Below are 11,745 nucleotides of genomic sequence, written 5' to 3' on the forward strand. Positions count from 1 at the left end.
GCGGCCCGGATCGGCAGCCTGCCGGAGCGCAGCGGCCGACCGGCCCGGCGAACGGCCACACCTCACGCAACACCGACGGCTCCCCGCACCTCGGCGCCCTCGGCCTCCAGCACCCGGTCCAGGCGGATCGGGAGCGTGCGCTGACGTACGCCGGTGGCGTGCCAGACGGCGTTGGCGATCGCGGCGGCCGTGCCGGCCGTGCCGATCTCGCCGAGGCCGTTGAGACCCAGCGGGTCCTGCGGCTCGTAGTCGGGCACGAATTCAGCCTCGATGTCCGGCACGTCGGCGTGCGCGGCGATGTGATAGCCGGCGAAGTCGGGGTTGACCTGCCTGCCGGTGGCCGGGTCGCGCACGCCCTCCTCGTGCAGGGCCATCGACAGGCCCATGATCATTCCACCGACGACCTGGCTGCGGGCCAGCAACGGGTTGATCACCCGGCCGACGGCGAACATGCCGAGCATCCTGCGCACGCGTACCTCACCGGTCGCCGGGTCGACGCTCACCTCCGCGAACACCGCGCTGAAGGTGTGCCGTTCCGTCGCGGGCTGGTAGTCGATCAGCGCCGTGGTGTCGACGGTGGCCGTCACCGGCCGGGCCGGGTCGCCGAGCCGTTCGCGCAGCTTCGCGGCGGCCTGGGTGATCGCGAACGACCAGGACGTCGTGCCGCGGGAACCGCCGGCGCCCCAGGCCATGCCGAGGTCGCTGTCGGCGATCCGGATCCGGATCCGCTCGGTCCCGACGCCCAGCGTGTCGGCCGCCACGGCGGTCAGCGCGGTGCGTGCCCCGGTGCCGATGTCGGTCGCGCCGACGGCCACGGTGAAGGTGCCGTCGGCCTCCGCCGTGATCGACGCCGTCGAGGGGAAGACGCCGGCGCTGAAGCAGGTGGCGGCTAGTCCGGTGCCGATGAGCAGCCGTCCTTCGCGGCGCGTCCGGGGCCGGTGGTCACGCCCGGCCCAGCCGAACCGGCGGGCCCCCTCCCGCAGGCACGCCACCGAGCGGCGGCTGCTGAACGGCAGCCCGGACACCGGGCCGACGGCGGGCTGGTTGCGCAGCCGCAGGTCGAGCGGGTCGAGGCCGAGCCGTTCCGCGACCTCGTCCATGGCCGATTCGAGGGCGAACGACCCGGGCGTCGCACCGGGCCCGCGCATCGGGCTCGGCGGCAGGATGTCGAGCGGGACGGCGGTCAGCTCGGTGCGGATCGCCGGGGCCGCGTACAACGTCCTGGCCTGCTCGGTGCACCACTCGATGTACTCGGCCAGCGGGGACAGCGCGAACGCCGGGCGGTGGTGGACGGCGCGCAGGCGGCCGTCGGCGTCGGCGCCGATACGCAGCCACTGGTCGGTCGGCGGGCGCAGCGCGGTGGCCAGGAACACCTGCTCGCGGGTGAGCACGACGCGGACGGGACGCCCGAAAGACCGGCTCGCCATCGAGGCGAGGATCACCTGCGGGCCGCACGGTCCCTTGGCGCCGAAACCGCCGCCGACGTGCTCGGCCCTGATGTGCACGTGGTCCCTGTCGACGCCGAACAACGTCGCCAGGACCTGCGACACGCTGAACGGCCCCTGGTTGGAGTCCACGGCGTGCAGGTGGCCGTCCTGCCACCACGCGGTCGCGGCGTGCGGCTCCATCGCGGAGCAGTTCTCTTCGGGGGTGCGGTACCGCTCGTCCACCACGACGGCCGAGGCGGCCAGCTCGGCCTCGATGTCGCCGGTGTCGGCCTCCGGGCCGAAGGCGGTGGACGCCGGGCGGGCGGCGGGGTGGTCGAGCCGGAAGTCCACGTCGTGCGGGTACGGCTCGTAGGTCACCACGACCGCCCCGGCGGCGGCCCGCGCCTGTTCGGGTGTCTCCGCCACGACCAGGACGACCGGGCGGCCGGCGTACGGGACGACGTCGTCCTGCAACAGCAGCAGACTGCCGTCGGGGCCGAAGTAGTTGCCCGCCCGGGGATCGAGCCGGGGCGCGTTGCGGTGGTCGAGCACGCCGAGCACGCCGGGCATGCCGAGCGCGGCCGAGGCGTCGACGGCGCTGATCCGGCCCCTGGCGACGGTGGCGGTGATCACCCAGCCGTGGGCGAGGTCCGGCGCGGGTTCGTCGGCGGCGTACCGGGCGGCGCCGGTGACCTTGAGGCGGCCCTCGATCCGGGGGCGGGCGTCGCCGATGGCGGCGGTGGCCGGTTGTTCGGTGCTCATCGTCCGTCCCTCTCTGCGAGTTCGGTCAGCACGGCCTCGATGAGGTTGCGCGCCAGCGTCACCTTGTACGCGTTGCCGGGCAGCGGGTCCGCGGTGGCCAGTTCCGCCTCGGCCGCGCCGCGGAACCGGTCGGGGGTGGCGGGCGCGTCCCGCAGCACCTCCTCGGCGGTACGGGCCCGCCACGGGCGTGAGGCCACCCCGCCGAGCGCGATGCGCGCGTCCCGCACGAAGCCGTCGTGGACGTCCAGGGCGACCGCGACCGACACGGTGGCGAAGGCGTACGACGCGCGCTCGCGGACCTTCCGGTAGCGCGACCGCCGGGCGGCGGCGACCGGCGGTAGGACGATCTCGGTGATCAGCGCGCCGGGCGGCAACGCCGTCTCCAGGTCGGGGCGGTCGCCGACCGGCAGGTAGAAGTCCGCCAGCGGGATCTCGCCGGGTCCTTCGAGCGTCTCGTACCGGACCACCGCCTCGAACGCGGCCAGCGGCACCGCCATGTCCGAGGGGTGGGTCGCCGCGCAGTGGCCGGTCCAGCCGAGGACGGCGTGGTTGTGGTGCGCGCCGGTGATCGCCGCACAGCCGCTGCCGGGCGCGCGCTTGTTGCACGGTTGCGACAGGTCCGCGAAGTATCCGCAGCGGGTGCGCTGGAGCAGGTTGCCGCCGACCGTGGCCATGTTCCGCAACTGGCCCGACGCGCCCGCCAGCACCGCCTGGCTCAGCGCCGGATACCGGCGCCGCACCTCGGGGTGGGCGGCGGCGTCGCTGTTGGTGGTGGTCGCGCCGATGGCCAGGCCGCCGTCTGGGGTCTCGCGTACGCCGCCCAGGGGGAGCCGCCGCACGTCCACCAGGCGGCCGGGCGTCTCGACCCCGTGTTTCATCAGGTCGACGAGGTTGGTGCCGCCGCCCAGGTACCGGGCGTCGTCGTGCTCGGCGACCAGCGTCAGGGCCTCGCGGACCCCGGAGGCGCGCCGGTAGGAGAACTCCCTCATCCCGTCACCGCCGCACGCGCAGCGGTCTCGAGCACGGCGCGCACGATCGACGGGTACGCGCCGCAGCGGCACAGGTTGCCGCTCATCCGCTCGCGCACCTCCGCCGCGTCGAGTTCCGTCGTCGGCCCGTCGGGGGAGACGTCGGCGGTGGCGGCGCTCGGCCAGCCCGCCGCGTGTTCGGCCAGCGCGCCGACCGCCGAGCAGAGTTGCCCCGGCGTGCAGAACCCGCACTGGAACCCGTCCAGCCGCACGAACGCCTCCTGGATCGGCCGCAACCCGCCCTCGCCCGAAAGGCCCTCGACCGTGGTGACGCGCGCGCCCTCGGCGGCGACGGCCAGCGTCAGGCAGGACACCACCCGCCGACCGTCGGCCAGGACGGTGCACGCGCCGCACTGCCCGTGGTCGCAGCCCTTCTTCGGGCCGGTGTGACCGACGTCTTCGCGCAGCGCGTCGAGCAGTGTCCTGCGGTTGTCTACGCGGAGCCGATGGGTCACGTCGTTGACCTCCAGCGTGATCTCGCTGGAGAAGTCATCAGTCATCGTCATTCCTCTCGCCACGCAAAAAGGGCCGAAGGGGTTTCCGGAATGTCGTTCCATGTAATCAGCGGGCGACCGGAAAGGCTTGTGCGATGGTCGCGACTCCTTGCCTGATTCTCTTTTCCGCCGCCGATTCCACTGTCGACGCCGCCCGGCGACGCCGCATCAGGCATCCGACGACCACGCCCCCCATCGCGAATGAATGTCCGGGCAGGCTATATCGGCGCGCCTTTACTTCCTATCTCCCGACAGGATCGAGCAAGAGATCGCGAGTTTTGTACAAACGTCATTCCGATTCGAAGGCGTGCAGCCGGGCCGCGTCCTGACTCGGCGGCTCGCCGAATTGACGGCGGTATTCGCGGCTGAACTGCGACGGGCTGTCGTAGCCGACGCGACGGCTGACCCCGGCGATGTCACCGGGCTGGGCGGCCAGCAGCAGCCGGGCCTGCTGGAGCCGGATCTGCTTCTGGAACTGGATCGGGCTCATCTCGGTGACCGCCTGGAAGCTCCGGTGGAAGGTGGACACGCTCATGCCCGCCTGCCGCGCCATCTCCTCGACCCGGAACGTCCGCGCGTAGTTGTCCCGGATCCACCGCACCGCGCGGGCGATGTGACTGAGGCTGCTGTCGGGCAGGCCGAACTGGCGGACGATCGCGCCCTGCTCACCGGTGACGAGCCGCCAGAGGATCTCCCGCTTGATCAGCGGCGCGAGCACGGTGATGTCCCTGGGGGTGTCGAGCAGCCGCAGCAGCCGGACGACGGCGTCGAGGAGTTCGGGCGGCGTGGTGCTGACCGCCAGCCCCGGCGGGGCGGCAGGCCCGGTGTCCGGCAGCTCACCGGGCTTGGCCAGCAGCACGTCGGCGACCGCGGACGGGTGCAGGGTCAGCCCGACGCCGAGCCCCGGCGCCCCCGGACTGGCCTCGGTGAAATGGCTGGTCACCGGCAGATCGACAGACGCGACGAGGTAGTGACCGGCGCGGAACTCGTAGATCCGGTCACCCAGCGCGAACCGCTTCGCGCCTTGGGCCACGATGGTGAGCACCTTGCCGTACGTCGTCGGCGTCGGTGGGTAGGGCCGCTCGGCCCGGAACAGAAGGACGTCGTCAATGGCGCAGCTCAAGTCGGGCCGGGCGTACCGATCGATCAGATCGCGCAGTTCGTCGAGAAGCACGGGGCCGATTGAACCACCCATCCGGACAGCGGCGATGAGATGGGCAAGGCGTCGGCCTGGGGCCCAGTGTGGTGCGCGTGGGCCCCAGGCCGGCGCGTCAGGGCCGGTCAGCCGGCCAGCGCGGCCCGGTTTTCCGCCAGCACGTCGCGCAGTGACCTGGGGTCGCGGCCGGTGAGGTCGCGGACCGCGGTCGAGACCCGTTCCGCCCAGCCGCCGCGGGCCGAGGCGCCGAAGGAGGCGATCATCTGCGCGACCTCGACCGGCAGCCCGGCCGCGACCAGGCCCTGAACGTACCCCTCGTCATCGACATGGACCACCTCGACCGGACGGCCGCTGATCTCGGCTGCCAGCGCGGCCAGCGCCGCGGCGTCGATCGCCTCCGGGCCGGTGATGTCGTAGACGGTGTTCTCGTGCCCTTCGGACGTCAGCACCGCCGCGGCGGCGGCCGCGCAGTCCTCGCGGGAGACGTAGGCGGTGGCGCCCGCGCCGCTGTTGGTCACCAGCTGGCCGCCGGCCACCGCCTGGGCGGCCGTCGGGATCTGGTATTCGGCGTAGATGTTGTTGCGCAGGAACGTCCACGTCAGCCCGCTGTCGAGCACCGCGGTCTCGGTGGCCCGATGGTCGACGGCGACGGCGGCCGGATTGTCCGGGTCCGGGCTCGGCAGCGAGGTATAGAGGACGTGCCCGACGCCCGCGGCACGGGCCGCTTCGACGGCTTGGGTCTGCAGCTCGATACGGCCAGGACCGATGATGTCGGTCGAGATCAGCAGCAGGCGATCGACGCCGGTCAGGGCGGACCGCAGGCCGGTCGGGTCGCTGAAATCCCCGTGCCGGACGTCGGCGCCGCGCTGCGCGAACTCGCCGAGCGCGGCCGGATCGCGGGTGAGCAGGACAGGCTGTTCCCCCTTGTCGAGCAGCAGCTCGGCGACCAGGCGGCCGAGGTGACCGGATGCTCCGGTGATAGCGATGGTCGGCACTTGGGCCCTCCACATGCTTCCGTAATCAGAACGGTGACGGTTAATAATAACCAGATCGGTTGCAGTTATAGACTGTGAGGGTGAGCAGTCCCACGAACACCCGCTTCGCCGTCGCCTATCACGTACTGGGGCTGCTCGCGTCGATTCCCGGGGAGCCGCTGAGCTCCGAGCAACTGGCCCCCAGCGTCGGCTCCAGCTCCGTCTACCTCCGCCGCGTGCTCGGCCTGCTCCGGCGCGCCGGTTTCGTCCAGTCCAAAGCCGGGGTGTTCGGCGGCTGGCAGCTCGCCCGCCCCTCGCACGAGATCAGCCTCGGTGACGTGTGGCGAGCCGTACAGGGGGATGGGCCGGTGCTGGGCATCCACGGCCCGCCTCCAGGCTGCCCGGTCGGCGGCTCGGTGAGCGCGCGGCTGGCGGAGGTCGAGCAGCGCGTGGCCCGCGCGATCGAGGCCGCACTCGACGAGCTGACCGTCGCGGACTCCCTTCCCGACGGCGCCCCGTTCACCGTCGACATCCTGACGGTTCCGGCTCGCACCAACGGCGCTGTCTAGCCGCGTACCGCCCGCAACGGGCGCCGGTTGAGGCGGTCCAGGGCGGCGGACGTGGCTTCGTCAGCCGGGAGGTAGCAGAGGATCCGCTGGCCTTCGGTGTCCAGGGTCTCGTACGACAGGCGCAGCTCGCCCACCTCGGGATGGACCAGCCGTTCGACACCGGTACGGCGCGGCGGCACCAGCCCGGCCCGCATCCGTTCGGCGAAAGGCGCGCCGCCCACGATGGTCAGCTCCTCGACGAGGTGCGCGAAGTGCGGGTCATCGGGCGAGGACTCGGCTCTGAGCACCGCGACCTCCTCGTCGGCGATCCGCTCCCAGTCGGGAAACGCCGATCGAGCCCGGTCGTCGGTGAACACGAACGTGGCCCGGTTCGGCGGCCGGCCGTCCAGCAGGCCGATGGGCCTGGCGAGGCGCTCGTAGGCGGAGGTGTGGGCGAGCGTCTCGCCGAGCCGGTTGAGCAGCACGGCCGGAGTGGTCTCCAGCCGGTCCAGCAGCGACCGCATCGTGGCCCGCACCTCCCGTTCCGGCGGCAGCGCGCCGGGACACAGGATGTCGGCGCCGGACGCCGCCTTGGCCAGGTTGCGGAGCTGGATCCGCTCGCTTCCCGGCAACCGCAGCGCGTCCGCGAGCGCGCCCAGCACCTGCGGCGACGGATGCCGATCGCGCCCCTGCTCCAACCGCGTCAGGTAGTCGACGCTCACCCCGGAGATGGTGGCCAGCTCAGCCCGCCGCAGACCGGGCGTACGCCGCCGGCCGCTATCGGGCAGCCCTACCTCGGCCGGCGTAATGGCCTCCCGGCGACTACGGAGAAACGCCCCCAAATCCATGGCCCGAGTGTACGGCCGGCACCACCCCCGGATCGTGGCCCTGCCAGGGCTAGCCTTCCCTCGGCCTTCCTGCCGCCGGATAGGCTCCCCACAATGAAGATCATGAGATTTACCGACAACGAGATCGAATATCTGAACAGCCAGCTGCTCGGCCGCCTGGCCACCGTCGGCCCCGGCGGCCGCCCGCATATCGTCCCGGTGGGCGTCTTCTACGACCCGGAGACCCAGACCATCGTGATCGCCGGACACGCCGGCACCAACATGGTCGAGAGCAAGAAGTTCCGCGACGCCGAGCGCCACCCGGAGGTCGCGTTCGCCGTGGACGATCTTGCCTCCACCGATCCCTGGACCCCGCGCGGCATGGAGATCCGGGGACGCGCCGAAACGCACACCACCGGCGGCGAGGAACTCGGCAAGCGCATCGGCGCCACCATGCCGTTCGACTCGGCGTGGCTCCGCATCCACCCCCGGCGCGTCCTGACGCGCGGGATCGACACCGATTCCTTCGACCTGTCCGCCCGGGATGTGGCCTGATGCGTTACCAGCTGCTCGGCCCGACCGGCCTGCGGGTCTCCGACCTGTTCCTCGGCGCGATGAGCTTCGCCAGCCCCGCCGAGGCCCGCAAGATGATCGACCTGTACGCGGACGCGGGCGGCAACGTCATCGACACCGCCTCCGCCTACGGTGACAGCGAAGAGATCCTGGGCGACCTCCTGCGAGAGCGCCGCGACCAGTTCGTGCTGGCCACCAAGTTCACGCTCACCCGGGACGCCAGGGACCCGAACGCGGGCGGCAGCCACCGCAAGAACCTCACCCTCTCCCTTGAGGCCAGCCTGCGGCGGCTGCGCACCGACTACGTCGACCTGTTCTGGGTGCACATGTGGGACGAGGTCACGCCCATCGAGGAGACCATGCGGGCGCTCGACGACGCCGTCCGCGCGGGGAAGGTCCTCTACGTGGGCGCCTCCAACCTGCCCGCGTGGCTGGTCTCCCGGGCCAACACCCTGGCCGAATGGCGCGACTGGACCTCGTTCGCGGGGATCCAGGTGCCGTACAGCCTGCTCAAGCGGGACATCGAGCGGGAACTGCTGCCGATGGCTAAGGCTCTTGGCCTGAGCGTGGCCACCTACGGGGTGCTCGCCGGTGGGGTGCTCTCGGGCAAGTTCCTCAGCCCTGTCGGGGCTTCGACCAGGATCAATCCGGCGTCCCTCACCGCGCGTGATCATCGAGCGGCGCGTGCCGTGCAGGATGTCGCCGGGGAGTTGGGGGTGACCGCGTCGCAGGTCGCGATCGCCTGGACCCGCGGCCGGTCCCGTGCCGTGCACCCGATCATCGGCTCCCGCACCGCCGAGCAACTGCAGGACAACCTGGCCGCCGTCGATGTCACCCTCCCGGCGGAAACCATGGACCGCCTGGATTCGGCGGTCGAATTCGACCTGGGCTACCCCACCGCGGACAACTTGGGACCCCGGCCGTGGCTGTTCGGCGAGCGGGTGTCTGGCACCACGCTATTTGATCGCGATACCCCCCGCTGACCTCGCACGAGGTGGGCGTTACGAGTCTGCGATCACGTTCTCGTAAGGTCCCGCCATGCGGCTTCGGACAGTCCTTGCGTTGGCCGGCACGTTCGGCTCGCTGTCACTCTCGGCGTGCGGTGGGACGGATGAATGTGATCGTGCTCGTGCCCAAGTCAAGCAGTTACGCCAAGAAGTCCTGGACGCAGTGAATAAGGGCGACATGTCTGTTGCAGTAAAGCGGGAAGCCGAAGCTCAGGACATCTCAAGAGGCGAACTCATGTGGTGCTTCTACGATGCCGAGCGTGACGAGGCGTTCTGAGGCAGCCGAAACGCCTCCAGGCAGGCCCGGCCGGACGAGCTGACATGGCGCCGGTGCCGCGTACTCTTGTGGTGGCGCACAAGTGTGCCTGAGGCACGAGGGGGTTGCGGGATGCGGACTCTCGGATATGTCGGCGCGCAGTCCGCGGCGGCGGCGGACTGGCTGGATTTCGGGCCGAGGGTCTTCGGCTTCGAGGCGGATCGGCTGCCGGACGGCACGGTTCGGGTGCGCTGGTGCGATCGGGCTTACCGGCTGGCGGTGCATCCCCAGGGGCCGGATCGGCTGCTCTACCTCGGCTGGGATCTGGGCGACGAGGCCGCGCTTGAGGCGGCGGTGGCCCGGGTGGCGGGCGCGGGGTTCGCGGTGGAGCCGGGTGGCGCGCGGCTGGCGGCCGAGCGTTCGGTGCGGCGGATCGTCTTCTTCACCGACCCCTTCGGCCTGCGGCACGAGCTGTTCGTCGGTCAGGAGGAGAAGCCGGGCTCCTACCGGGGCCAGCGTCCCAGCTCGCGGGCGGTCACCGGCGATCTCGGGCTGGGTTTCGTGGCGCTGCGGGTGCCCGACCTGCAGCGCGGGCTGGATTTCTACCGCGACGTGCTGGGGATGCGGGTCTCCGACGCGATCAACCTGGGCCGGCCGTACGGGGAGATGTGGTTCCTGCGCTGCAACCTCCGCCACCACAGCATCGCGCTCCTGGAGGGCGGCGACGCGCTCCGGCTGGAGCATTTGATGATCGAGACGGCCACGCTGGAAGAGGTGGAGATCGCCTGGGACCTGGCGGAGCGGGAGATGGACGCCTTCGTCAGCCCGGGGCGCCGGCTGTCGGACAACATGTTCCTGTTCCGGGTGCGTACCTCGACCGGCTTCGACGTCTGTTATGGCTGGGGCGCGCGCCAGGTCGACGACGAGAACTGGATTCCCCGCTACATCGACTCCTCCCGGGCGGGCGGGATCGTCTACTCCGCGGCGGCCGTGGTCACCGCGCCTCGCTGAAAAGAGCCCGGCGCTGAAAAGCGCCGGGCCGGTCACAGCCCGGCCTCGCCGAGGGCCTCCAGGATCTCAAGGGCGACCTGGGCGGCTAGCCGGTCCCGGTAGTTGTCCAGGTCCAGGCCGGTGATCTCCTCCACCCGGCGGACCCGGTAGGTGACCGTGTTCGGGTGCACGTGCAGCCGCTCCCCGGCCCGCCGGGGACTGCTGTTCTCCTGGAAGTACGACTTGAGCGTCGTCACGTACTTGACGTGATGTTCCTGCTCGTGCCGGAGCACCGCGCCGAGGATGTCGGTGGCGAACTCGCGCAGCGCCTCCGGGTCGGGCACCTGGAGCAGCAGGCGGCTGATGCCGAGGCTGTCGAACGCGACCACCGCGCCGCGCCGGCCCAGCCGCCGGACCGCCTCGTTGGTGCGCCGCGCCTCCTCGTAGGACCGGGCGATGTGCGCGGGCTCCCGGAACGCGCCGCCGATGCCGATGGAGACGCCCACGTCGGGGAAGAGCGCGCCGAGCCGCTGCACGCACAGCGCGCCGAGCTGGTCGGCCCGGATGCCGGTGGCGGGCGTGGCCGGCTCGCTCAGCACGATGATCACCTCTCGGGCCCGGACGGCGGTGATCGCGTCCGGCGACTGGGCGACGAACAGCCGCGCGGTGGCCCCGGCCGCGCGCTCGGCGACCAGCAGGCTGCGCTCGCTGTCGCCCGGGGGCGCCTCGATGACGACCGACAGCACGCGGTGGTCCCGCTCGCCGTCGAAGCCGAGGTGCTGCGCCCAGCGCACCACCTCGTCGTTGTCCCGTCCCGAGCCGGACAGCAGGCCCTCGATGAGGTCGTCGCGCACCTGGCTGCCCGCCGAGGAGATGACCCGCTCGCGGGCCAGGATGACGCCGCAGATGGTCGCGGCGTGCTCGGCGATCAGCAGGTGGATGTCCTCGCCCTGCTCGGGCGCGTCCGCGACCAGCGAGACGTTCGCGACCAGCGAGACGAGGTAGGCCGGGACGGTGTCGCCGACCAGGATGGGCGCGACGATCCTGGCCCGGCCCCGGGTGGGGTCGGGCAGGCGCATGGCGCGCCGGGTCTTGCCGGCCATCGCCAGCAGGTGCGCGAGCCGGGGGTGGATCAGGTGGTCGTGCACGTACTGCACGGAGTTCTCGTAGCTCTCGCCGGGTGAGGCCGCGGCGAGGATGCCCATCTTCTGGCTGATGACCGCGACGGTCACCTCGGTCCTGCGGGCGATGAGCTGGGCGACGGTGCCGATGTCGGCGTCCTGCAGCGCCAGGCCGGACAGGTGCCGGTAGATCTCCACCAGGTCGCGGAGCGTGCGGTTCTCCTGGTTGATCTCGGTGAACCCGCTGGTGACGGGGGACAGGCCGGCGGAGGTCGACGGTTCGGCCATGTGCGCATCCTAGGGCGAAAGGGGGAAGATGCCATGTGCTCGGGACCAGAGAAAAGCGGATCGTCCTGTGCTGGAGCCCAACGTACCGGCTCCCCGTGATCGGCTATACGTGGGTCACCGCCGCGCACCCGCCGACGACCGGCACCTGTGCTGACGCCCCGGCCGGACCCATCGATCCCACCTGGATCTGTAACAGTCCCGACTCCGAGGATTTACGCGGCGGTATCCCCTTGACGCGAACTTACCCGCAGGGCAGCATGGCGTAACAAATATCAAACGTTTTGTCCAATTATC

General features: G+C 71.4%; 12 protein-coding genes. 5 read left to right on the forward strand and 7 right to left on the reverse strand.

Going from position 1 to position 11,745, the window contains the following annotated elements:
* Positions 1–62: 62 nt before the first annotated feature.
* From Amac_RS32110 to Amac_RS32130, 5 genes are all read right to left on the reverse strand, one after another.
* Positions 63–2,189, reverse strand: a complete 2,127-nt coding sequence (locus Amac_RS32110) for a xanthine dehydrogenase family protein molybdopterin-binding subunit (protein WP_155358167.1) — start codon at positions 2,187–2,189, stop codon at positions 63–65.
* On the reverse strand, positions 2,186–3,178 hold the full coding sequence (locus Amac_RS32115; RefSeq protein WP_155358168.1) for an FAD binding domain-containing protein: 993 nt from the start codon (positions 3,176–3,178) through the stop codon (positions 2,186–2,188). Before Amac_RS32115 ends, Amac_RS32110 begins: the two co-directional genes overlap by 4 nt.
* Positions 3,175–3,717 carry a (2Fe-2S)-binding protein gene (locus tag Amac_RS32120; protein ID WP_155358169.1) on the reverse strand — a complete coding sequence of 181 codons (543 nt, stop codon included), beginning with the start codon at positions 3,715–3,717 and terminating at the stop codon, positions 3,175–3,177. Before Amac_RS32120 ends, Amac_RS32115 begins: the two co-directional genes overlap by 4 nt.
* 283 nt (positions 3,718–4,000) lie before the next feature.
* Positions 4,001–4,885: an AraC family transcriptional regulator gene (locus Amac_RS32125; protein WP_155358170.1), complete on the reverse strand. Its 885-nt coding sequence runs from the start codon at positions 4,883–4,885 to the stop codon at positions 4,001–4,003.
* Between the two features lie 107 nt (positions 4,886–4,992).
* Positions 4,993–5,862 carry an SDR family oxidoreductase gene (locus Amac_RS32130; protein WP_218041419.1) on the reverse strand — a complete coding sequence of 290 codons (870 nt, stop codon included), beginning with the start codon at positions 5,860–5,862 and terminating at the stop codon, positions 4,993–4,995.
* Between the two features lie 80 nt (positions 5,863–5,942).
* On the opposite strand from Amac_RS32130, the gene Amac_RS32135 reads away from it, so the two are divergent.
* On the forward strand, positions 5,943–6,410 hold the full coding sequence (locus tag Amac_RS32135; RefSeq protein ID WP_155358172.1) for an Rrf2 family transcriptional regulator: 468 nt from the start codon (positions 5,943–5,945) through the stop codon (positions 6,408–6,410).
* On the opposite strand, the gene Amac_RS32140 is transcribed toward Amac_RS32135, so the two are convergent.
* Positions 6,407–7,237, reverse strand: coding sequence for a helix-turn-helix transcriptional regulator (locus Amac_RS32140; protein ID WP_155358173.1), 831 nt, complete (start codon positions 7,235–7,237; stop codon positions 6,407–6,409). The two genes, Amac_RS32135 and Amac_RS32140, sit on opposite strands and share 4 nt — an antisense overlap.
* Positions 7,238–7,339: 102 nt before the next feature.
* Between Amac_RS32140 and Amac_RS32145 the strand changes: the two genes are divergently transcribed.
* From Amac_RS32145 to Amac_RS32160, 4 genes are all read left to right on the forward strand, one after another.
* Entirely contained in the window at positions 7,340–7,771 is a 432-nt protein-coding gene (locus Amac_RS32145) for a PPOX class F420-dependent oxidoreductase (protein ID WP_155358174.1), read from the forward strand.
* Positions 7,771–8,772, forward strand: coding sequence for an aldo/keto reductase (locus Amac_RS32150; RefSeq protein WP_155358175.1), 1,002 nt, complete (start codon positions 7,771–7,773; stop codon positions 8,770–8,772). The genes Amac_RS32145 and Amac_RS32150 overlap by 1 nt, the downstream gene beginning before the upstream one ends.
* A gap of 79 nt (positions 8,773–8,851) precedes the next feature.
* Complete coding sequence (locus Amac_RS32155; protein WP_155358176.1) at positions 8,852–9,073, forward strand: hypothetical protein; 222 nt, start codon at positions 8,852–8,854, stop codon at positions 9,071–9,073.
* A gap of 111 nt (positions 9,074–9,184) precedes the next feature.
* On the forward strand, positions 9,185–10,063 hold the full coding sequence (locus Amac_RS32160; protein WP_155358177.1) for a VOC family protein: 879 nt from the start codon (positions 9,185–9,187) through the stop codon (positions 10,061–10,063).
* Between the two features lie 32 nt (positions 10,064–10,095).
* Here the strand turns inward: Amac_RS32160 and Amac_RS32165 are convergent, their stop codons facing one another.
* Complete coding sequence (locus Amac_RS32165; protein WP_155358178.1) at positions 10,096–11,451, reverse strand: PucR family transcriptional regulator; 1,356 nt, start codon at positions 11,449–11,451, stop codon at positions 10,096–10,098.
* Positions 11,452–11,745 lie beyond the last annotated feature (294 nt).

The sequence above is a fragment of the Acrocarpospora macrocephala genome (assembly GCF_009687865.1).
In the GTDB taxonomy this organism is placed as follows: Bacteria; Actinomycetota; Actinomycetes; order Streptosporangiales; family Streptosporangiaceae; genus Acrocarpospora; species Acrocarpospora macrocephala.